Source organism: Streptosporangium sp. NPDC023615 (genome assembly GCF_040640155.1).
In the GTDB taxonomy this organism is placed as follows: Bacteria; Actinomycetota; Actinomycetes; order Streptosporangiales; family Streptosporangiaceae; genus Streptosporangium.
Window position 1 is genome coordinate 41,403 of sequence record NZ_JBFABE010000032.1, and the last position, 20,895, is coordinate 62,297.

Sequence of the window (20,895 nt, forward strand, 5' to 3'; positions counted from 1 at the left end):
CCGCACCCCGGCAACATGACCGAAACATCGAGGTCGGGGAGGTGACGATTGAGCGGGGGCGGCGACGGGAACCGTCCTCGGTGCCGATTCGACCTCTGCGGGGAGTGTGCGTGGCCGTCCAGCCGATCCGACCCTTCACCGATCCCGTCCTGCGGACGGTCGCCGAGCCGGTGACCGTCTTCGACAGGGAACTGCGCGTCCTGGTCAAGTCGCTCCAGGCGACGATGCGGGCGGGGGCCGGCCGCGCGGGCCTGGCCGCCCCGCAGATCGGCGTGCCGCTCCGGGTGGTCGTCTACGACCTGGACGGCAGGTCCGGTCACCTGGTCAATCCCCGCCTGGAGCTGTCCGACCGCCGGATCACGGCCGACGAGGCCTGCCTGTCGGCCCCCGGCCGCTGGTGGCCCCTGGAACGCTCCTACATGGTCACCGCGCGTGGCCGCGACATGTTCGGCAAGCCCGTCACGGTCCGGGCGCTGGGGATGCTCGCCCGGGTGCTGCAGCACGAGGCCGACCACCTCGACGGAACCCTGTTCGTGGACCGCCTCCCCGCCGAGGAACGGGAGCGGTTCCTTTCCTCGATCACGTGAGTTGTGCGTCGCGATGCGGGGCGATAGAGTTGAGTGGTTGCAGTCGTAATTCTCAGTTCAGCCTTATCATCTCAAGTGCTTATGAGAGTCCGCCGACAGCGGACGTTACAGGTTTCTCCGGATTGGTTTCCGCGGGTGCATGGTAGGGTCCGCAACGCAGCCCCGTGCCGCCGACCTGGCGGTTCGGTGAGGCTCCCAATGAGGAGAAGTAGTTTTGTCTGAGGGCACCGTTAAGTGGTTCAACGCCGAAAAGGGCTTCGGATTCATCGCACCGGATGACGGCACCGCCGATGTCTTCGTGCACTACTCGGCCATCAACTCCGGCGGCTACCGCAGCCTGGAGGAGAACCAGCGTGTCAGCTTCGTCACCACCCAGGGCCAGAAGGGCCCGCAGGCCGACCAGGTCCAGGTCATCTGACCTGAGTTTGACCCAAGGCTTCAGGTAGAGCCCGTCCCGCGCGAGCGGGGCGGGCTCTACCGTTTTCCCCGCCCGCCTCTTCTCCTCTGTCTCTTTCCCCCGCCCCCTCTTCTTCCCTGCCTCGTCCCCTGTCGCGGGGACAGGGCGGAAGCCCTTTCCCGTCCCGGGTTCAAGGGGGAGGCCGGCCGTCAGGTGCCGGCCCCCGCCCGCCCGCGTGCGACGGGCTGCCGGAGCCGGGCTCGGGCCCCGGATCCCGGCCCCCTGCCCACGGCCCACGGCCCACGGCCCACGGCTCGAAGATCCGGGACCGGGGCCTCGGCGGGACCCCGGAACCGGGATCCCGGCCGGATGGTCAGAGCGCGACCCCGAGCAGCGCGTCCACGGTCCGGCCGACCAGCGCCGGGGCGTCCGGGTCCGTCCCGCCCTGGGACAGTGCCCGCTCGGCCCAGTCGTCGACGGCCGCCAGCGCGCCGGGGGCGTCCAGGTCGTCGGCCAGCCGGGCGCGTACCCGCTCCAGCAGGGCTGTGGCGTCAGGGCCCGCCTCCAGGCCCGCGGCCGAACGCCAGCGCGCCAGCCGCACCTCGGCCGAGGCCAGCAGGCCGGGCGTCCACTCCCAGTCCGAGCGGTAGTGGTGGGCCAGCAGGGCCAGCCTGATGGCCATCGGGTCGCTCTCGCGGCGCAGGCGGGAGACGAAGACCAGGTTGCCCTTGGACTTGGACATCTTCTCGCCGTCGAGGGCGACCATGCCCGCGTGGACGTAGGCCCTGGCGAAGGGCCACTCCCCGGAGGCCACGTGGCCCTCGTGGGCCCCGCACTCGTGGTGCGGGAAGATCAGGTCGGAGCCGCCGCCGGCGACGTCGAAGCCGCAGGACAGGTTCGCCAGCGCGATCGCGGTGCACTCGATGTGCCAGCCCGGCCTGCCCGGCCCGAACGCCGAGGGCCAGGACGGCTCGCCCGGACGCTCCGCGCGCCAGAGCAGCCAGTCCAGGGGGTGCTTCTTGCCCTGCCGGCCGGGATCTCCCCCGCGTTCGCCGAACAGGGCAAGCATCCGCTCCTCGGGGTAGCCCGAGACGGCGCCGAACTTGGGGGCCGCGGACACGTCGAAGTAGACGTCCCCGTCGAGCTCGTAGGTGGCGCCCTTGTCGCGCAGCACCTCCACCAGGTCCGCCACCTGGTCGATCACCTCGGTCACGGCCACGTAGTCGCGCGGCGGGAGGATGCGCAGCGCCTCCATGTCGGTCCGGAACAGCTCGATCTCACGTTCGGCCAGGTCGCGCCAGTCGATACCGGTCCGCTCCGCGCGCTCCAGCAGGGGGTCGTCGACGTCGGTGGCGTTCTGGGTGAAGTGAACCTCGTGGCCGGCGTCCCGCCAGGCCCGGTTGACCAGGTCGAAGGCGAGATAGGTGTTCGCGTGGCCCAGATGGGTGGCGTCGTAGGGCGTGATGCCGCAGACGTACATCCGTGCCGTGGCACCCGGCCGTGTGGTGCCGACCTCGCGCGCGGCCGTGTCGAACAGCCGCAGCGGGACACCGGCACCGGGCAGCCCGGGAACCGTCGGCGCCGACCACGATCTCATTACATACCTCCAGCGTGGGGACCCCGGATTCTAGCCCCGGGAGGAACGGCCGCGCGGACCGCGCGATGTCGGCGGGGGACCCGGCCCGTGGGGGGCCGGGGGGCGCGGCTCCGGCCTGGGAATGGCGTCAGAAAAGGAGCCTATCCAGCGGACGGACCATCCCGGTCACCCCGGGGTGGTGGATATAGGACATTCACCTCAACCTCGGCGACTCCACGATCATTCCGGCAGGACCCCGTGGAAGGCCGCCGGGTCGCGGGGGTCTGCGGTGAACTCGTAGCGGACGCCGCCGGGCGCCAGGGCCAGCAGGGTGACCGAGACCGACCCGAAGAGCCCGGTCCCGGGCACCTCCTGACTGACGATCATGGCCCTGGGGTCCTCGGAGGGGATTCCGGCACCGGTGGCGAGCTCGCGCCACCTCTCCCAGGGGCCGTCCAGCCCCGGGGGGTGTCCGGCGGCCGCGAACAACGGCCGGAAGAACGCGACGCGCTCGTTCCGCTCGCCGCGCTCCCAGCCGCTGTTGACGATCATGTGGGTCCCCGGCGGGAGGTCCTCCCGGCTCAGCGCGACGCCGTCCCAGTGCCACAGGCGGGCACCGGTGAGGTCGGCCCGCAGCAGGTGGAAGGGGTCGTAGCGGCCGACGTCGCCCTCGGGCGGGCTCTGCCCGGCCGCCGCGAGCAGCGGCAGATCGCCCCGCGAGCGGCGCGTCCCGTCCGGGGCCGGCGGGCCGTGCCCGTTGAGGACGGCTCCGACCCGTCTGCCCGCGGGATCGACCGCCAGCCAGGTGCCGCCGCCCCGCAGGTCGCGCCCGCCGATCAGGCCGGGACGGTCCCGCGGCCAGTGCTCGCCCGGGGGGACCCACGGCCGCTCGGTGAACTCATCGCGCACCCCGACCACGATCAGGGGGATCTCGGCGCTCGGATCGATGCTGACGACTACCGTGCACATGCCCGGAGGTTACGCCCCGGCCGGGCACGGCCTCGTGGCGGGGTCCCGCACGGTACCCGTCCCGGCCTCGCCCTCGCGTCCTCCCCGGCGTGATCGTCCCTCAGGCGGCACGGCCGTCTCGCGCGGCCCCCGGGGGCCGCCCGGCGGGCGGCGAACGACGGCTCAGATGGGCGGCCACGGGATGGCGGGCCAGTCCTTGGAGGGCAGCGGGTGCAGGCCGGTGTCGAGAAGCCTGCGGACCCGGGTCCAGGTGGCCTCGACCTCGTGGGGGGTGAGGAGCTCGCGCAGGCGGCTCCGGAGCCTCCCCTGCTCCAGATCGCGTTCGAGACGGGTCAGGACGTTCATGGCCTCGCGCGAGAGCGGCTTTCCGCGCCACTGCCAGAGCACGGTGCGCAGCTTGTCCTCGGCGGAGAAGGAGACCCCGTGGTCGACGCCGTAGACGTGCCCGTCGGCGAGCGGCAGCAGGTGCCCGCCCTTGCGGTCGGCGTTGTTGACGACGGCGTCGAAGACCGCCATCCGCCGCAGCGAGGGGTGACGGCTGCGGATCAGCGCCATCAGGTCGATCTCGGGGTCGGTGTCGACCCAGAGCTGGCACATGCCCGGGCCGAACGGGCCGTCACGGTAGACGGTGGGCGGCACGATCCGCCAGCCGATGGCCGTCGACACCTCGTAGGCGGCGACCTCGCGGGCGGCCAGGGTGCCGTCGGGGAAGTCCCAGAGCGGGCGTTCCCCCCGCACGGGCTTGTACACGCAGGCCGCCGAGAGCCCGGCGAGCCGGATCGAACAGTAGAGCGTCATGTTGGTCGCCTCGACCAGGCGGCCCGCCACCTCCAGGTGCCCGTTCCGGAGCAGACGCGTCGCGGTCTCCTCGTCGAGCTCGTTGGCCGGCGCCGCGGCCGGCGTCGGCTCGCTCTCGGCACTCATTCGCCTCCTCCAGCAGATGAAGCGCTATTACCCCGGTAACCGTTGAGCCGCACGCATATGTGCCCCTCGGGATCGAGAGGCTGGGCGCAGAGCGGGCAGGGCGGGCGCCCGGCGGCGACGAGCGCCGTGGCCCTCCTGCTGAAGGCCCGTGCGACGCCGGGGCTGATGTGCACGCGCAGCACCGTGGGCTCGCCGAGGACCGAGGGGTCGAACTCCTCCTCCTCCTCGGCGACGGCCTCCTGGGCCTCGATGACCACCTGGGCCGCCTCGGAGTCCCACGCCAGCGCCATGGTGCCGACGCGGAAGTCCTCGCTGATCGGCACGTCCAGGGGGGCGTTGTCCGCCGGTGCGGCCTGGGCGGCGGGGATCGGGACGTCGTCCCCGGCCCGGCGCAGCACCTCGTCGAGCAGCTCGTCGAGACGGTCGGCCAACGCCGCGACCTGGAACTTCTCCAGCGCCACGGTGGTCAGCCTGCCCTGGCCCCGAGCCTGCAGGAAGAAGGTTCGTGATCCCGGTTGCCCCACGGCACCGGCCACGAATCTCTCGGGTGGATCGTAGTCGAAGACCGGCATAGCCCGACCTTACGTGGTCCCGGATCCGCCGCCGACTGCGGCATCGCTCCCGGTGGAATTTTCTCCCCCGTCCTCGCCGTCCGAACCCTTCTTCGGGCGCAATCCGGTCACATCGCCGCCGATGTCGTTGAGCCTGAGCACGAAGGGACGCAGGGGGGTGTAGCGAATGGCGGTGAGCGAGGCCGGGTCGGCCGTGATCCGCTGGAACTGGTCCAGATGAAGCCCCAGGGCGTCGGCCACGATCGCCTTGATCACGTCTCCGTGGCTGCAGACGAGATAGATCGCGTCCGGTCCCAGGCGCTCGTTCCAGTCCCTGACGGCGCTCACGGCGCGGTACTGCATGGCCGGTATCGACTCCCCGCCCGGGAACGTCACCGCGCTCGGGTGGGCCTGGACGACCGGCCAGAGCGGCTCCTTGACGAGCTCGGCGATCGGGCGGCCCGTCCAGTCCCCGTAGCGGCACTCGCCGAAGCGCTCGTCGGTCAGCACCTCGGCCCCCCGCCCCTCCGCGACCGCCTGCGCGGTCTCCCGGCAGCGTTCCAGCGGGCTGGAGACGATCGCGTCGAGCTCCAGGCCGGTCATCCGGTCGGCGAGCGCCCGCGCCTGGGCCCGTCCCGCGTCGCTGAGGTGGACCTCGGGGGTCCAGCCGGCGAGCACCGGGCCGGTGAGGTGGGTAAGGCCGTGTCTGGCCAGCAGCAAGGTCGTCACGCGGGCAAGTCTTGCAGCCCTCGCTCCACTACTTTTAAGTGGCCGGGCGGTAACCTGGCCGGATCATGGAGCAGCGCTATGTGGGCCGGAGCGGCCTGTCGGTGTCCCGCCTGGGCCTCGGCACGATGACGTGGGGGCGTGACACCGGAGCCGAGGAGGCCGCGGCCCAGCTCCGCACGTTCGCCGAGGCGGGCGGGACGCTCATCGACACCGCCGACGTCTACACGGGCGGTGACGCCGAACGGCTGCTCGGCCGGCTGCTGCGCGACTCGGTGCCGCGCTCGGAGCTGGTGCTCTCCACCAAGGCCGTGCTCACCCCGACCGGCCGCCGCCCCCGCGACGCCTCCAGGAGACATCTGATCGCCGCGATCGACGCCTCCCTGACCCGCCTGGGCGTCAACGAGGTCGACCTGTGGCAACTGCACGCCTTCGATCCCGACGTCCCGCTGGAGGAGACCCTGGCCGCCGTGGACGCCATCGTGTCCTCGGGACGCGCCGCCTACGCCGGGGTCTGCGACTACGCGGGCTGGCAGCTCGCCGCCGCCGCGGTGGGACAGCGCTCCGTCCCCGGCCGGGTGCCGATCGTCGCGGCCCAGGTGGAGTACTCGCTGCTGGCCCGGGAGGCCGAACGCGAGCTGATCGCCGCCGCCGAGCACGTGGGCGCGGGCGTGCTGGCCTGGTCGCCGCTCGGGCGCGGGGTCCTCACCGGCAAGTACCGCACCGGGATCCCCGCCGACTCGCGGGCCGCGACCCCGCACTTCGCCGACTTCGTCACGCCCTACCTCGACGAGCGGTGCCGGCGCGTGGTGGAATCGGTGACGACCGCGGCCGAGGGGCTGGGCGTCTCGCCGCTGTCGGTGGCCCTGTCGTGGGTACGCGACCAGCCGGGGGTGACCTCCGCCATCGTCGGCGCCCGCACGCACGCACAGCTCTCCGGGGTGCTCCAGGCCGAGGATCTCACTCTGCCCGTGGAGATCAGGGAGGCGCTGGACGACGTGTCGGCCGACTGAGACGCGACGCGGACCGTGACACGAGCCGTGACGCAGGGTGCGACGCCGGGTACCACGAGGGGCGCCGCGCGGGGCACGACGGGGGTCGCGGTGCCGGACGTTCCCCCCGGTCACGGCGCCGGCGCGTCATTGAGAGAACCGAATGAGAATGCGTCTCACGTATCACTAGTCGATACCGAATGGCGACTTTCCGTGGAAAAAGCGAGCCCCCCTACAAAACTGTCTGACAGGTGGGCGGGGGACGCCCGGACATCGGCGAGGTGCCACGGCCGATGCGGGCCCGGGGGAAGGAGACGAGTGCGAGCTGCGATGTCCGCGGGCATCTTGACGCTGGCGCTGGGGAGCGGGATCCCGGCGGTCGCGCTCGCGCCCGCGAGCGCCGCACAGGCCCTCGTCACACCCTCGGACCTCACGTCCGCGAACGCCACGCCCGCGGACCTCACCCGATCCGCCGCACGGGACGACGCCCTGAACGACGGCGCCGTGAAGGGACGTGACCGCAGAAGCGGTGACGTGTCGTCCGATGCCGTGTCGCACGACGCCGGGTCGTCCGGCGGCGAGTCGTCCCGCACCTGGTGGGGCGACGTGTCCGGGTGGGACGACGACTGTGATCACGACGGGTTGCTGGGCGCCGTGACCGGCGGTGTCTGCCGGGCGGTGGGAGGTGTCGTGGGCGGGCTCGCCCGGGAGGTCTCCCCGTCCCCGCTCCTGTCCACCCCCTTCTCGCTCGCCACGCCGCCTCCCTCGTCGCCCTCCGACGACCGCCCCAAGGACAACGGCCAGGGCCAGGGACGCGGTCAAGGGCAGGGGCAGGGGCAGGGGCAGGGGCAGGGCAAGGAGAAGCGGAACGACGCCGAGGAGGCCCCCCCGCCGGTGGAGCAGGAAAGGCCCGCGGAACAGGAGACGCCGGCACCGGTCACCCCGAGCACGAAGGCCCCCGCTCCCGCGGAGCGGCAGGACGCCTCCGGTCACGACCAGGCGTCCAGGACGTCGAACCCGCCCAAGACCCTCGACGCCCCCTGCCGGGTCGCGGGCTCCCCCGGATGCCCCGCCCCGACGGCCGACTCCCCGGCGGAGAGGACGGCCTCGCCGCAGGCGTCGCCGACTCCCTCGCCGAGCCCGAAGCCCTCCCGGACCCCGAGCCCCACCCCCACCCGCAGGACCCCGGCACCCGCGACGACCTGGCAGGCGCCGCCGCGGTCGCCGGAGACGCAACCGCTCGTCGTCGACCACGGCCGCAGGCCGTCTCCCCGGCCGTCACCCGTGGTCGACGCCGAGGCCCCTCGCGTGGAGCTGCTCTGGCCGGCCCCGCTGATGCAGGAGCTCCAGCGGCAGATGAAGAACGAGCGGCCGGTGACGCCGAGCAAGTCGTCCGACACGGCCGGCACCGTGCTCACCACGGTGGTGCTCGTCGGGGCGATCCTCGCGGTCCGCCTGCTGTACAGCAGGCGGACCGTCAAGGAGTCGATACCGTTCGAACCGGTCCCTCCGGGACATCACCGGGTGGCCTAGCCGACGGGACGCCGCCGGAAGGACGGCCCGCGCCGCCGCAAGGACGTCGCGCCGTCGTGTACCGCGTCGCGCCGTCGTGTACCGCAGGGAAGCCGCGGGGAAGGTGTCACGCCCCGATGGCGTGCACACCGCCGTCGACGTGGACGATCTCGCCGGTCGTCGCGGGGAACCAGTCCGACAGCAGGGCCACGCACGCCTTGGCCGCCGGGCCCGGGTCGTTGACGTCCCAGCCGAGCGGCGCCTTGGCGGGCCAGCTGTCCTCGAACTCGACGAAGCCGGGAATGCTCCTGGCCGCCATCGTCCGGATCGGGCCCGCCGCGACCAGGTTGACCCGGATGCCCCGCTTGCCGAGGTCGCGGGCCAGGTAGCGGGAGCAGGACTCCAGGCCGGCCTTGGCCACGCCCATCCAGTCGTAGACCGGCCACGCCTTGGTCGCGTCGAAGTCCAGGCCGACGATCGCGCCGCCCTCCTTCATGAGCGGGAGCGCGGCCACCGCGAGCGACTTGAACGAGTACGTGGAGACCTGCACGGCGGTCGCCACGTCCTCCCACGAGGTGTTCAGGAAGTTGCCGCCCAGGGCGGTCTGCGGGGCGAAGCCGATGGCGTGCACCACCCCGTCCAGCCCGCCGAGGTGTTCGCCGACCCGGTCGGCCAGCGAGCCGAGGTGCTCCTCGTCGGTGACGTCGAGCTCCAGCACCGGGGGCGGCTCGGGCAGCCGCTTGGCGATGCGCTCGACCAGGCTGAGCCGGCCGAAGCCGGTGAGCACGATCTGCGCGCCCTCCTGCTGGGCCAGCTTGGCCACGGAGAAGGCGATGGAGGCGTCGGTGAGGACGCCGGTGATCAGAAGTCGCTTGCCCTCGAGGATTCCCATGTCAGTGCCCCATTCCCAGACCGCCGTCCACGGGGATGACGGCCCCCGTGATGTAGGCGGCGTCCTCGCCGGCCACGAACCTGACCACGCGTGCGATCTCCTCCGCGCTGGCGTAGCGGCCCAGCGGGATGTTCTTCCTGATCTGCTCCTGGTACACCTCGTCCAGCTCGGCCGTCATGTCGGTCTCCACGAAACCGGGGGCGACCACGTTGACGGTGATGTTGCGCGAGCCGAGTTCCCTGGCCGCCGACCGGGCGAAACCGATCATGCCCGCCTTGGAGGCGGCGTAGTTGCTCTGCCCGGCGGAGCCGAGCATGGCCACCACCGAGGAGATCAGCACGATGCGTCCCCGCTTGAGCCGGAGCATGCCGCGGGTGGCGCGCTTGGCGACCCGGTAGGCGCCGGTGAGGTTGGCGTCGATGACCTCGGTGAAGGTCTCCTCCTTCATCATCGGCAGCAACGTGTCCCGGGTGATGCCCGCGTTGGCCACGAGCACCTCGACCGGGCCGTACTCGGCCTCGACCTTCGCGAACGCGGCGTCCACGTCCGCCGTGCTGGTGACGTCACAGCGCACGCCGAACAGGCCCTCGGGGGGCTGTCCGGATCGGTAGGTCACGGCGACGTCGTCGCCTGCCTGAGCGAGTTCGCGGGCGATCGCGAGGCCGATGCCGCGATTGCCGCCGGTTACGAGAACAGAGCGAGCCATGGTCAGACGGTATCGGCTACCGGGGGGTAACCCTCTTGTCCGGGGCGGACAAGATCACGGCGCTAGGATCGTCGACATGCGCCAGATCGACGCCGACTTCCTCGCCCTGCCGCTGCGGCGGCTGGCGGACGCGGCCCTGCAGCGCGCCCGTGACCTGGGCGTCGAGCACGCCGACTTCCGGCTGGAGCGGATCCGCGGCCAGACCGTGCGCCTGTCCGACACCTCGCTCGAGGGGGCCATCGACGCCGACACGCTCGGGTACGCCGTGCGGGTGGTCAAGGACGGCACGTGGGGGTTCGCCGGGGGCATCGAGCTCACCGCGGAGGCCGCCGTCGCGGTCGCCGAGCAGGCGGTGGAGGTGGCGGTCGTCTGCGCGGCGGTCAACCGCGAGCCCGTGGAGCTGGCCCCCGAGCCGGTGCACGCCGACGTCACCTGGGTCTCCTCCTACGAGGTCGACCCGTTCGAGGTGCCGATGGGCGACAAGGCGGCGCTGCTGGCCGACTGGTCGGGCGGCCTGTTGCGCGATCCCGGCGTGGACCACACGCAGGCGTCGCTGATGCAGGTCAAGGAGCAGAAGTTCTACGCCGACACGGCCGGGACGACCACCACCCAGCAGCGGGTGCGCGTCCATCCCCGGGTGCAGGCGATGCGGGTGCTCCAGGGCCGCTTCGACTCGATGCGGACGCTCGCCCCGCCGGTCGGCCGGGGGTACGAGTACCTCACCGGCACCGGCTGGGACTTCCCGGCCGAGCTCGCCCGCATCCCGGAGCTGCTCGCCGAGAAGCTGCGGGCCCCCTCGGTCGAGGCGGGGCCGTACGACCTGGTGATCGATCCGTCGAACCTGTGGCTGACGATCCACGAGTCCGTGGGGCACGCCACCGAGCTGGACCGCGCCCTGGGGTACGAGGCGGCGTACGCCGGGACGAGTTTCGCGACCTTCGACCGGCTCGGCGAGCTGGTGTACGGCTCCGAGGCGATGAACGTGACCGGTGACCGCACCGTCGAGCACGGCCTGTCGACCATCGGCTACGACGACGAGGGCGTCGCCACCCGGGAGTTCGACATCGTCTCCGACGGCGTGCTGGTCGGCTACCAGCTCGACCGGCGGACGGCGCTGCTGAAGGGGCTGGGCGCCTCCAACGGCTGCGCCTTCGCCGACTCCCCCGGCCACACCCCGATCCAGCGGATGGCCAACGTCTCGCTCCGCCCGGCGCCGGACGGCCCCTCCACCGAGGAGCTGATCTCCGGTGTCGACCGGGGCATCTACGTGGTGGGCGACAGGAGCTGGTCCATCGACATGCAGCGCCGCAACTTCCAGTTCACCGCGGAGCGCTTCCATCTGATCGAGAACGGCCGGCTCGCGGGCCAGCTCCGCGACGTCGCCTACCAGGCCACCACGACCGACTTCTGGAGGTCGCTGGCGGCGCTCGGCGGGCCGCGGACGTACGTGCTGGGCGGGGCCTTCAACTGCGGCAAGGGTCAGCCGGGGCAGATCGCCCCGGTCAGCCACGGCTGCCCGTCGGCGCTCTTCCGCGGCGTGCGCGTGCTCAACACCGTCCAGGAGAGTGGCGCTTGAACGCATGCGGCGGAGGGACCGGAGAGCACGGTGACACGGTGAACACGGTGGCCGGGAGAGGAGCGGGATGAGCCCCCAGGAGATGGTCGAGAGGGCGCTGGACCTCTCCACGGCCGACGACACCGTCGTGATCGTGGAGGAGGGGTCGGGCGCCAACCTGCGCTTCGCGGGCAACACCCTGACCACCAACGGCGTGTCGCGCTCGTCCCAGCTCACCGTGATCTCCATCGTGGGCCGGGGTGTGGGCGTGGTGTCGCGCGCGGCGGTCGGGCCTGACGGGCTCGACGACGTGGTGGCCGCCGCCGACCACGCCGCCGAGGACGCGCGGCCGTCCGAGGACGCCCGGCCGCTGCCGGAGGGCAGCCGCTCCGGCGACTGGGACGACCCGGCCGAGCCGACCTCGATCGGGGTCTTCGGATCCTTCGCCCCCGCCCTGGGAGAGGCCTTCGCCACGGCCGAGGCGGGCGGGCGCAGGCTGTACGGGTTCGCCGAGCACAAGGTCACGACGACCTTCGTGGGCACCTCGGCCGGTGCCCGGCTCCGGCACGTCCAGCCCACCGGCCGCCTGGAGCTCAACGCCAAGTCCCCCGACATGAGGCGCTCGGCCTGGGCGGGGGTCTCCACCCGCGACTTCGCCGACGTCGACGTGGCGGCCCTGGACGCCGGGCTGGCCCGGCGCCTGAGGTGGGCCGAGAACCGGGTGGACCTGCCCGCGGGCCGCTACGAGACGCTGCTGCCGCCGTCGGCCGTGGCGGATCTGATGATCTACCTGTACTGGTCGGCCGGAGCCCGCAACGCCCTGGAGGGGCGCACGGTCTTCTCCCGGCCGGGCGGCGGCACCCGCGTCGGCGACGTGCTGTCCCCGCTGCCGATCCGGTTGTACGCCGACCCCGGGGCGGCCGGGGTGGAGTGCCCGCCGTTCGTGGTGGCGCACGCCTCCGGGCGGCAGACCTCGGTGTTCGACAACGGGCTGCCGCTGGCGCCCACCGACTGGATCTCCGACGGCAGGCTGGCCGGCCTGTTGCAGACCCGGCACACGGCCGAGCTGACCGGCCTGCCGGTGACCCCGGCCATCGACAACCTGATCATGCGGGGGCCCGAGGGTGGCCCGTCGATGGAGGAGATGATCGCCTCCACCGAGCGCGGCCTGCTGCTGACCTGCCTGTGGTACATCCGCGAGGTCGATCCGCAGACGCTGCTGCTGACCGGGCTGACCCGGGACGGCGTCTACCTGGTGGAGAAGGGCGAGGTCGTGGGCGAGGTGAACAACTTCCGCTTCAACGAGAGCCCGGTGGACCTGTTGCGCCGCCTGACCGAGGTGGGCGTCTCGGAGCGGACCCTGCCGCGCGAGTGGAGCGACTACTTCAACCGCGCGGTCATGCCCGCGATCCGGGTGCCCGACTTCAACATGTCGACGGTCAGCCAGGCCAGTTAGACCGGTCACGCCGGTCACGCCCGTCACGCCGGCGGGACCGGCGACGCCGGCCGTCACCGCCCGTTCAGCGCTGGACCAGCGGGACGGTGTGCACCCGTTCCCAGCGCTGGCCCGTCACCACCCGGGCGGTGGCGTCGGTGAGGTCGTAGACGACCGACCAGCGGGTGTGGGTCTGGGCCACGCTTCGGAGCAGGCCCATGGCGTCGCGCCAGTCCCTGGCGGCGGGCAGCCCGCGGGCGAGCGTGCCGTAGCGGCCGTCGGTCCTGCGCTGGGCGGCCGAGGTGCCGGTCATGGTGAAGTTGGTGAGCATCCGGTCGTCGATGACGTTGAGCCTGCCCCGGGCGTACTCCACGACGACCGACCTGCCGGTGGCGTCGGCGATCAGGTAGTGGACCTGCGGCCCGATGGTGAAGTCCACGTCGTAGCGGCGCATGATCGCCACCGCCTCGTCCACGGTCGCCGCCTCGTCGAGCATCATCCGGATGACGCGCACGCTGCCGAGCTCGGGACGGTCGGGAGAGCGCCGGGGCAGCCCGCCCTCGGGCGCCGTGGCCATCCCGATCGCCAGGCCCTTCTCGTTGACGCCGTCGAACGGGGCGAGCACCGCGTGGGCCATCCTGCGGCGGTCGGAGGCGGAGGCCGGGTCCGGCGGGGTCGAGCGGCCCAGCAGGTGGAACAGGTCCACGACGGAGACCGAGGCGTGGCCGTCGGGCGGGTCGGAGTGAACGATCAGCGCCGGGTTGGGGTCCCAGTCGAAGTTCCGGCCGAACAGCGGCCGGTCACCGTCGAGGGCGAACAGCGAGCAGGCCCAGCCGTCCGCGGGGGCGGCCAGTTCCTCCTCGCCGAGGGGGGCCTCCCGGTCGTAGGAGCCGTGGAAGGTCATCTCGTACATCGGGAGATCGTCGATCTTCCGGAGGCTGCGGATCGTCCGCGCGACCTCGGTGGCGCTCTGGCGCAGCAGTGGTTCCCCTCCTGTCCCCGGCCGCGGGGCCGTCGCGGGCCGCGGCGACGTGCCGGGCCGCGGCGTCGTACCGGATCGCGGCGTCGTACCGGATCGCGGCGTCGTACCGGATCCCGGTGATGTCACGGACCGCGGCGTCGCGGCGGGCCCCGGGGCCGTTCCCGGGCCCTGGGCGGCGACGGCGGCGGACCCGCCCGACCCGGCGGGCGAGCCGTCCGCCGGGGCCGCGCAGCCGGTCAGCAGGATCAGCGCCGCGGCCAGCGTGATCCGCGCGCCCCGCGATCCCCACGGCCCGCGTGCTCCGTGAGCGGCACGGAGCCCGCGCGCGTCGCACGACCCGCGCGGTCTCGGCGTCCGTTCCCTCCAGGCTCGCCCGGTCCGTCTCTCGTCCACCCCGGCAGTCTGCGCCACCGGAGGGCCCGGCGTACAGGCTCACCGGAGGGCCCGGCGTGTACGGGATCAGCCGTCCTCGTCGTCCTCCAGGCGGAATCCGACCTTCATCGAGACCTGGAAGTGGCCGACCTCCCCCTCCTCGATGTGCCCCCTGATCTCGGTCACCTCGAACCAGTCGAGGTGGCGCAGGGTCTGGGCGGCGCGGCGGACGCCGTTGCGCACGGCGGCCTCGACGCTCTCCCCCGACGTTCCGACCACTTCGGTCACCCGGTACGTTCGATCTGTCATCTCATGCTTGTTCCCAGAAAGCGGTGACCGCATGACCGTTCACAGCCGGCCGCTATGAGGCCCAGATGGGGAAGGGTGAACGGACGGCGCGGCCGCCCGGTGGTCCACCAGGTGACCGACGCCCAGCCTTCCCTGAGCGATGACATCGGCAAGCGCGAGAAGAGCTACTTCATCAAGATGGGGATCAGATTGCTCTGCCTGATCCTCGCCTTCACCGTGCCCGCCCCGATGCCCGTCAGGCTCCTGCTCTTCGCCGGAGCGATCTTTTTACCATACGTTGCCGTGATCGGGGCCAACGCACCGCCGCGAGGGCCGTCCGGCGCCCCTGACTTGGGGGATTACACACAGAGCGAGATCCCGCTCCATCGACGCGAGATCGGGTCGTGACTAAGTCTTGACGCATCCCAAGGGTAGTAGGTGTACGCTTTAACCAAGTGCCCTGGTCCCCCGTCGGGGCACTGTTGCCGGCGTTCCGGGCCCCCGTCGGAACGCCGATGAAGCGACGCCGGGTGGTTTGCCCCCGTAACCACCCGGCGTCGCCCTTTTATAAGACTTTTGCTTACTGGTCTTCTGACTTTGTTATTCGTCGCCCGTTGTCTCGGCCGTCGCCCGCTCCCAGTCGCGCGCCAGCGCGGTCAGCCGCTCCACCGTGCCGGGCGGCGCCGTCCCCGCCCCCTGGGCCAGACCGAGCAGGTATGCCGTCAGGGGCGCGGCCGGTCGGGTCACCCCGTGCGCGACCTCCTTGGTCAGGTCCAGAAGCTCGTCACGGTCGACCGTCGCGGGATCGATGCCCAGTTCCCGGCAGACCAGCGCGGTCCACTCCGCCAGCACGTTCAACTCTCACTCCTCGTTCTCGGTCACGCCGGTCCCCGGTGCCGTGTCCCCGGGGCCGTGTCCCCGCCGGGGGACGCGCTCGCGTCTCCGCCGCCGGAGCCCGGCCCCGCCTCGCGGGCCCTGCGCAGATCGTCCATGGTGTCGCAATCGAACCACGGCCTGCCGGCCAGGCGAAGGACGACCGGGGAGAGCGGGGCCAGCAGGCCGTGCAGCGACCGGCCCTCGTAGCGGGTGAGCGCCCGCGTCAGGCTCTCCGTCCGCCAGACCCCGGCGAGCCACTGCTCGCGCCCGTCGTCGTCGGCGAGCACCGCCCCGGCCGGTGTCCCGGCCGCCGATGCCCGTACCGGCGCCCGCCTCCCGGCCGCCGGCCCCGCGGCCGGCTCCTGTGCTCCGGCCGGTTCACCTCCCCCGGCCGCCTCCAGCAGGGCAACGACGTGCCCGGCCGCCAGGAACGGCAGGTCGGCGGCGAGGAGCGCCACCCACGGGGCGGTCACCTCGGTCATCCCCGCCCGGAGGGCCGGGACCGGGCCGCCTCCCGGCGGGTCCTCGCGGCGGAAGATCGCGCGCGGCAGTCCGGGACGTGACGGCCCGACGATCACCAGCCTGTCCGCGCCGGCCACGGCGGCGGCCACCGACTCGACCAGCGGGCGGCCGGACACGCTCATGCCCGGCTTGTCGCGGCCACCGAGCCGCCTCGCGAGGCCGCCCGCCAGGACGCAGGCGTCGTACCGGGCCGTCATCCGCCGATGGCGGACATCGGGCGGGACGGCTGCAGGAAGGAGGGGTCGTCGATGCCGTGACCGGCCTTCTTGATCCTGACCGCGGACCGCCACCGCTCGGCGATCTCGTCGTCATCGGCGCCGGAGCGCATCGCGGCCCGCAGGTCCGACTCGTCGGTGGCGAACAGGCAGTTGCGGATCTGACCGTCGGCGGTGAGCCGCACCCGGTCGCACGCGCCGCAGAACGGGCGGGTGACCGAGCCGATGACGCCGACCCTGGCCGGTCCGCCGTCGACGAGGAAGCCCTCGGCCGGGGCGCTGCCGCGCTCCACCGGATCGTCGTCGGTCAGCCGGAAGTCCTCCCTGAGCCGGGCGAGGATCTCGTCGGCCGTGATCATGTTCTCCCGCGTCCAGCCGTGCTGGGCGTCCAGCGGCATCTGCTCGATGAACCGGAGCTCGTATCCCCGCTCCAGGCAGTAGCGCAGCAGCGGCACGGCCTCGTGGTCGTTGATCCCGCGCATCAGCACCGTGTTGATCTTGACCGGGCGCAGCCCGGCGGCGTCGGCGGCCTCCAGGCCCCGCAGGACGTCGTTCAGCCGGTCGCGGTGGGCGAGCCTCTTGAAGGTCTCGCGGTCGAGGGTGTCGAGGGAGACGTTGACCCGGCTCAGACCGGCGGCGGCCAGCGAGGCGGCCGTCCGGCTCAGGCCGATCCCGTTGGTCGTCAGCGAGACCTGCGGGGCGGGGGCCAGGGAGGCGGTGCGGGACACGATGTCGGTCAGCTCGCGGCGGAGCAGTGGCTCGCCCCCGGTGTAGCGGACCTCGGTGATGCCCAGCCGCTCCACCCCGATGGTGACCAGCCGGACGATCTCGTCGGCGGTCAGCAACTCGGGTTTGGGCAGCCACTCCAGCCCCTCGGGGGGCATGCAGTAGGAACAGCGCAGGTTGCAGCGGTCCGTGAGGGACACCCGCAGATCGGTCGCCACACGCCCGAACGAGTCCTGCAACACGGAGTGCCACCTTCCGGTCGGTCGCCTGTGTGCGAACAGGGGACCAGCCTACGGCCTACCACCCGCCCGGCCCCGGACGGGCCGTCACCGGTTCAACATCACCCCGGGGTGGTTGATTCCTCGAACGCCGTTCCCGCCCCGTTCCCGGCTCCCTCTCCGGCCTCGTCCCCCGGTGAGGGCCGGCGTCGCGGGCCGGTCACGCGGCGGCGGATAAAATGGGTGGGATCTCACGCCGTGGGTGGGCAGACTGACTCTCGCAACGAAGGAGATCATCATGCCGAACAAGCCCGCACCGAACCTGGTGTCGTGGGCCAGCGAGATCGACGAGGGTACGATCGAGCAGGCCGCGCGCGCCGCCCGCCTGCCGTTCGTCTCCGGTCACGTCGCCCTCATGCCCGACGCGCACATCGGTATCGGCGCGACGGTCGGATCGGTGATCCCCACCGAGGGAGCGATCATTCCCGCCGCCGTGGGCGTCGACATCGGCTGCGGCATGGTCGCGACCGAGACCACGCTCACCGCCGCCGACCTGCCCGACACCCTCGCCGCGCTGATGCCGCTGGTGGAGAGGCGCATCCCGGCCGGTGTCGGCAAGGGGCACGACGACCCGTCGCTGGACCGCGCGCTGAGCGACCTCGGCCGCCCGCACACCGGCCTGACCCCCCAGCAGGAGAAGAAGGTCTCGCTGCAGTTCGGCACCCTCGGCTCCGGCAACCACTTCGTCGAGGTCTGCCTGGACGAGCGTGACCGGGTCTGGACGGTGCTGCACTCGGGGTCGCGCGGCATCGGCAACCAGCTCGCCACCAAGCACATCGTCGACGCCAAGAAGCTGATGAAGAAGCAGGCGGTGGGCCTGGAGGATCCGGACCTGGCCTACCTGGTGCAGAACACGCCGGAGTTCACCGCCTACATCGAGGACATGCTCTGGTCGCAGGCGTACGCCATGGCCTCGCGCGCCCGGATGGACACGGTGCTGAGCGAGGCCCTGTTCCGCGTCGTCGGCAAGGGCGGGCGGATCAGGACGATCAACTGCCATCACAACTTCACCCAGCGGGAGAGCCACGACGGCAAGGATCTGTGGATCACCCGCAAGGGGGCCATCAAGGCCGACACCGGTGACGAGGGCGTGATCCCGGGATCGATGGGGACGCGCTCGTACATCGTGCGCGGCCTCGGCAACCCGATGTCGTACAACTCCTGCTCCCACGGGGCGGGGCGCAGGATGTCGCGCACCAAGGCCAGGCGGGAGCTGTCGGCGGCGTCGCTGACCGAGGCGATGCGCGGCCGCACCTGGAACGCGAACCGGGCGGCGGCCCTGGTGGACGAGCACCCGGAGGCGTACAAGCCGATCGACCAGGTGATGAACGACCAGAAGGACCTGGTCGCGGTCCAGCACACCCTGCGCCAGGTGTTCAACTACAAGGGGTGAGCCCACGGTCCTCGTGCCCGGGACACCGTCTCGGGCACGAGGACGCGGCAGGACGCTAGGGGGACGCGGCGTCCGTTCACGCGCGGCCCGGCCGGTGCGCCTGATTCACCGGGCGGCCCCCCGCCCGGCGGGCGCCGGGGCGCCGTAGGAGCGGCGGGTGAGGCCCTGGTGGACCATCTCGGTGAGCGTCACGATGTCGAAGACCGGCAGGCCGATCCGTTCCTGGACGGCGTGCGCGTACGGCACCAGGTCGGTGCACTCGATGACGAGCGCTCCCATGTCGGGGTTCTCCCGGGCCAGCCGCCCGGCCTGCCCGAGCACCTCGCGGCCCAGGCGGGCGGCGTCGAGATCGGGGCGCCGGGCCTCCAGCATGACCTCGCGGAACTCCGGCTGTTCCTCCATGCCCGCCACGCAGACCGGGACGTCCTCGGCCCCCACGCCCGCCAGGTGGCGCCGGGTGAGGGAGCGTTCGTCGGCCACCAGCAGGCCGACCTTCTGGTCGGAGCGGATCATGCGGGCGACCATGGGCACCTGGATCAGGCTGGAGGAGTAGAGCGGCACCGTGACCGCGTCGGCCAGCTCCCTCTGGAAGACGGCGAGGAAGCCGCAGCCGCTGGTGACGGCCGCCGCGCCCCGCGCCTGGAGGTCCCGGGCCGCGTCGACGAACGGGCCGAGCAGGCCGGGGTCGGCCCGGGTCACCACGCGTTCGGCGGTCGCGCCCTCCACGACCCGGTAGAGGACGGGGAAGCCGAAGGTGGCCGGGTTGCGGATGTGCCCCGGGATCTTGGTGAACGAGGTGTCCATGCAGATGACGCCGATGACGGCGTCACGTCCTCTCCCCGTCCGGGCCCCGGCACGGGACTCCGCCCCGGGCTCCACCCCGGGCTCCGCGCCGGGTTCGGTGCGGGACTCGGGCCCGGGTTCGATCCCGGTCCTGGTGCCGGCATCGGTCTCGGTCTCGGCTTTCATCGCGGTCCTCTCCCCTTCTGGGACTGTGTCACGGTGAACGCCCCGCCCACGGGCGGGGCAGGGCCCCGGCGGCGGGTCGCGGGGCGGATCTCGGGGCGGGTCGCGTTCAGCGCCGGAGCCGCCGGCGCGGGAACCGGCCGCCGTAGCGTCCGGGCCGCAGCGGCGTGAGATCCATCTCGGGTCGCTCCCCGGTGACGATCTGGGCGATCAGCCTGCCGCTGACCGGTGCGAGGCCCATGCCGATGTGGCCGTGGCCGCACGCGACGGAGAGGTTGCGGTGGGAACCGGCCCGCCCCAGGAAGGGCAGCCCGTCCGGGCTGCAGGGCCGGAAGCCGCTCCAGGTCTCCAGGATCTGGGTGCGTTCCATCCCCGGCAGGTAGGTGTGGACGGTGCGCAGGATGCCGTCCACCCGGCGGCGGGAGACCGTGGCGTCCATGCCCGACAGCTCCAGGGTCCCGCCGAAGCGCAGGCGGTCGCCGAGCGGTACGAGCGCGACCTTCCCCTCGCCGAACAGGACCGGCAGCCGGGGGGCGCCCGCCGGTGCCTCGACCGTGATCGAGTACCCCTTGGCGGGCTGCAGGTCGAGGCCGACGCCGAGCTCTCCGGCGCACTCCGCCGACCACGTCCCGGCGGCGACGACCGTCTCGGCGGGGGTGAAGTCGCCACGCGTGGTCCTGACCCGCCTGACCTCCCCTCCCCCGGCGGCGAAGCCGACGACCTCCGTCCCCTCGTGGATCTCGACTCCCATCTCCCGCAGCCGGCGGGCCAGCCCGGTGACGAACTCGGGGACGCGCAGGTAGGCGCCCTCCTCGTTGTACAGGGCGCCGTGGACGTCGAACTCGACGTCCGGTTCGAGCTCGCGCAGCTCCCCCGGCTCCAGCACCCGCAGCGGTACGCCGCCGGCCACCGTCGCGGGCACCGATCGGCACGCCTTCTCGAATCCCTGCGGGGTCCGGTAGGTCAGCAGCATGCCCTGGGCGGTGAAGGCCGGGGCGAGGTCGCCGGCGGAGCAGAGCTCGCGGAGGATGTCCAGGCTGCGCTTCTTCATGTCGACCAGCACCCGGAAACCCGCCCTCGCGTCCCGCTCGTTGCAGGCCCGGCGGAAGTGCCAGAGCCAGCGCAGCAGGGCGGGATCCGGGCGGGGTCTGATGTGGAAGGGGCTCTCCGGGTCGAGCAGCCAGCGCAGTCCCTGGGCCATCACGCCGGGTTCGGCCAGCGGGAGCGCGCCCTGGGTCCCGACGAAGCCCGTGTTGCCGTACGAGCAGGACTGCGGGCCGCCGATCGGCCCGCGTTCGACGACGGTCACGTGCAGGCCGGCGCGGCGCAGGTGGTAGGCGCAGAACAGGCCGACGACGCCGCCGCCGACGACGAGGACGTCCGGGTCGTACCGGAAGGGCTGGGGGGTCTTCGGGGCGGGCATCGCCGGCATGGCGCCGTCCTTCCTCTGCGGGC

The 20,895-nt window shown here is 72.5% G+C and carries 22 protein-coding genes; 8 read left to right on the forward strand and 14 right to left on the reverse strand.

All coding sequences use genetic code 11. The annotated features are described in order from the left end of the window. Nucleotides 1-110: 110 nt before the first annotated feature. Together def and AB0G16_RS22220 are read left to right on the forward strand one after the other, a co-directional pair. Nucleotides 111-587: a peptide deformylase gene (gene def, locus AB0G16_RS22215; RefSeq protein WP_362807874.1), complete on the forward strand. Its 477-nt coding sequence runs from the start codon at nt 111-113 to the stop codon at nt 585-587. 214 nt (nt 588-801) lie between these two features. Beyond that, the gene (locus tag AB0G16_RS22220) at nt 802-1,005 is read left to right on the forward strand and encodes a cold-shock protein (RefSeq protein ID WP_344903117.1); all 204 of its coding nucleotides are present in this window, start codon (nt 802-804) and stop codon (nt 1,003-1,005) included. A 352-nt stretch (nt 1,006-1,357) separates the two neighbouring features. Here AB0G16_RS22220 and mshC read toward each other — a convergent pair whose 3' ends face one another. The 5 genes from mshC to AB0G16_RS22245 form a co-directional block, all read right to left on the reverse strand. Then, nucleotides 1,358-2,581, reverse strand: coding sequence for a cysteine--1-D-myo-inosityl 2-amino-2-deoxy-alpha-D-glucopyranoside ligase (mshC, locus tag AB0G16_RS22225; protein WP_362807877.1), 1,224 nt, complete (start codon nt 2,579-2,581; stop codon nt 1,358-1,360). A gap of 219 nt (nt 2,582-2,800) precedes the next feature. Beyond that, nucleotides 2,801-3,529 carry an NRDE family protein gene (locus AB0G16_RS22230; RefSeq protein ID WP_362807880.1) on the reverse strand — a complete coding sequence of 243 codons (729 nt, stop codon included), beginning with the start codon at nt 3,527-3,529 and terminating at the stop codon, nt 2,801-2,803. A gap of 162 nt (nt 3,530-3,691) precedes the next feature. Further along, nucleotides 3,692-4,453 (reverse strand): SCO1664 family protein, encoded by a 762-nt coding sequence (locus AB0G16_RS22235; RefSeq protein ID WP_362807883.1) that lies wholly within the window; start codon nt 4,451-4,453, stop codon nt 3,692-3,694. After that, the gene (locus AB0G16_RS22240) at nt 4,450-5,025 is read right to left on the reverse strand and encodes a DUF3090 domain-containing protein (protein WP_362807886.1); all 576 of its coding nucleotides are present in this window, start codon (nt 5,023-5,025) and stop codon (nt 4,450-4,452) included. Before AB0G16_RS22240 ends, AB0G16_RS22235 begins: the two co-directional genes overlap by 4 nt. A gap of 9 nt (nt 5,026-5,034) precedes the next feature. Then, nucleotides 5,035-5,733, reverse strand: coding sequence for a histidine phosphatase family protein (locus AB0G16_RS22245; RefSeq protein ID WP_362807889.1), 699 nt, complete (start codon nt 5,731-5,733; stop codon nt 5,035-5,037). A gap of 65 nt (nt 5,734-5,798) precedes the next feature. Between AB0G16_RS22245 and AB0G16_RS22250 the strand changes: the two genes are divergently transcribed. Next, nucleotides 5,799-6,743 (forward strand): aldo/keto reductase, encoded by a 945-nt coding sequence (locus tag AB0G16_RS22250; protein ID WP_362807892.1) that lies wholly within the window; start codon nt 5,799-5,801, stop codon nt 6,741-6,743. Between the two features lie 297 nt (nt 6,744-7,040). Continuing rightward, nucleotides 7,041-8,255 carry a hypothetical protein gene (locus AB0G16_RS22255; protein ID WP_362807895.1) on the forward strand — a complete coding sequence of 405 codons (1,215 nt, stop codon included), beginning with the start codon at nt 7,041-7,043 and terminating at the stop codon, nt 8,253-8,255. A 106-nt stretch (nt 8,256-8,361) separates the two neighbouring features. On the opposite strand, the gene fabI is transcribed toward AB0G16_RS22255, so the two are convergent. Continuing rightward, nucleotides 8,362-9,126: an enoyl-ACP reductase FabI gene (fabI, locus tag AB0G16_RS22260; RefSeq protein ID WP_362807898.1), complete on the reverse strand. Its 765-nt coding sequence runs from the start codon at nt 9,124-9,126 to the stop codon at nt 8,362-8,364. A 1-nt stretch (nt 9,127) separates the two neighbouring features. Then, nucleotides 9,128-9,832 carry a beta-ketoacyl-ACP reductase gene (locus AB0G16_RS22265; RefSeq protein WP_362807901.1) on the reverse strand — a complete coding sequence of 235 codons (705 nt, stop codon included), beginning with the start codon at nt 9,830-9,832 and terminating at the stop codon, nt 9,128-9,130. Between the two features lie 76 nt (nt 9,833-9,908). Here AB0G16_RS22265 and AB0G16_RS22270 point away from each other — a divergent pair, with 76 nt between their 5' ends. Both AB0G16_RS22270 and AB0G16_RS22275 read left to right on the forward strand, forming a co-directional pair. Beyond that, entirely contained in the window at nt 9,909-11,408 is a 1,500-nt protein-coding gene (locus tag AB0G16_RS22270) for a TldD/PmbA family protein (RefSeq protein WP_362807904.1), read from the forward strand. Nucleotides 11,409-11,475: 67 nt separating this feature from the next. Further along, complete coding sequence (locus AB0G16_RS22275) at nt 11,476-12,843, forward strand: TldD/PmbA family protein (RefSeq protein WP_362807908.1); 1,368 nt, start codon at nt 11,476-11,478, stop codon at nt 12,841-12,843. Nucleotides 12,844-12,907: 64 nt separating this feature from the next. Here the strand turns inward: AB0G16_RS22275 and AB0G16_RS22280 are convergent, their stop codons facing one another. Both AB0G16_RS22280 and AB0G16_RS22285 read right to left on the reverse strand, forming a co-directional pair. Then, a complete protein-coding gene (locus AB0G16_RS22280) occupies nt 12,908-13,735 on the reverse strand; it encodes a linear amide C-N hydrolase (protein WP_362807911.1) in 828 nt (275 codons plus the stop codon). Between the two features lie 528 nt (nt 13,736-14,263). Then, the gene (locus AB0G16_RS22285) at nt 14,264-14,485 is read right to left on the reverse strand and encodes a dodecin (RefSeq protein WP_362807914.1); all 222 of its coding nucleotides are present in this window, start codon (nt 14,483-14,485) and stop codon (nt 14,264-14,266) included. Between the two features lie 111 nt (nt 14,486-14,596). Between AB0G16_RS22285 and AB0G16_RS22290 the strand changes: the two genes are divergently transcribed. Beyond that, nucleotides 14,597-14,872, forward strand: a complete 276-nt coding sequence (locus tag AB0G16_RS22290; protein ID WP_362807917.1) for a DUF3099 domain-containing protein — start codon at nt 14,597-14,599, stop codon at nt 14,870-14,872. 192 nt (nt 14,873-15,064) lie between these two features. On the opposite strand, the gene AB0G16_RS22295 is transcribed toward AB0G16_RS22290, so the two are convergent. Genes AB0G16_RS22295 through moaA form a run of 3 tightly spaced genes read right to left on the reverse strand, consistent with a single transcriptional unit; the run spans nt 15,065 to nt 17,045 of the window. Next, complete coding sequence (locus AB0G16_RS22295; protein ID WP_362808003.1) at nt 15,065-15,316, reverse strand: DUF6457 domain-containing protein; 252 nt, start codon at nt 15,314-15,316, stop codon at nt 15,065-15,067. A gap of 26 nt (nt 15,317-15,342) precedes the next feature. Beyond that, entirely contained in the window at nt 15,343-16,059 is a 717-nt protein-coding gene (locus AB0G16_RS22300; RefSeq protein WP_362807920.1) for an NTP transferase domain-containing protein, read from the reverse strand. Further along, the gene (moaA, locus tag AB0G16_RS22305) at nt 16,056-17,045 is read right to left on the reverse strand and encodes a GTP 3',8-cyclase MoaA (RefSeq protein ID WP_362807923.1); all 990 of its coding nucleotides are present in this window, start codon (nt 17,043-17,045) and stop codon (nt 16,056-16,058) included. Before moaA ends, AB0G16_RS22300 begins: the two co-directional genes overlap by 4 nt. A gap of 274 nt (nt 17,046-17,319) precedes the next feature. Between moaA and AB0G16_RS22310 the strand changes: the two genes are divergently transcribed. Further along, nucleotides 17,320-18,474, forward strand: coding sequence for an RtcB family protein (locus AB0G16_RS22310; RefSeq protein ID WP_362807926.1), 1,155 nt, complete (start codon nt 17,320-17,322; stop codon nt 18,472-18,474). A 105-nt stretch (nt 18,475-18,579) separates the two neighbouring features. Here AB0G16_RS22310 and AB0G16_RS22315 read toward each other — a convergent pair whose 3' ends face one another. Together AB0G16_RS22315 and AB0G16_RS22320 are read right to left on the reverse strand one after the other, a co-directional pair. Further along, nucleotides 18,580-19,443 carry an aspartate/glutamate racemase family protein gene (locus tag AB0G16_RS22315; protein WP_362807930.1) on the reverse strand — a complete coding sequence of 288 codons (864 nt, stop codon included), beginning with the start codon at nt 19,441-19,443 and terminating at the stop codon, nt 18,580-18,582. A gap of 106 nt (nt 19,444-19,549) precedes the next feature. After that, complete coding sequence (locus tag AB0G16_RS22320; RefSeq protein ID WP_362807933.1) at nt 19,550-20,872, reverse strand: FAD-dependent oxidoreductase; 1,323 nt, start codon at nt 20,870-20,872, stop codon at nt 19,550-19,552. Between the last annotated feature and the right edge of the window lie 23 nt (nt 20,873-20,895).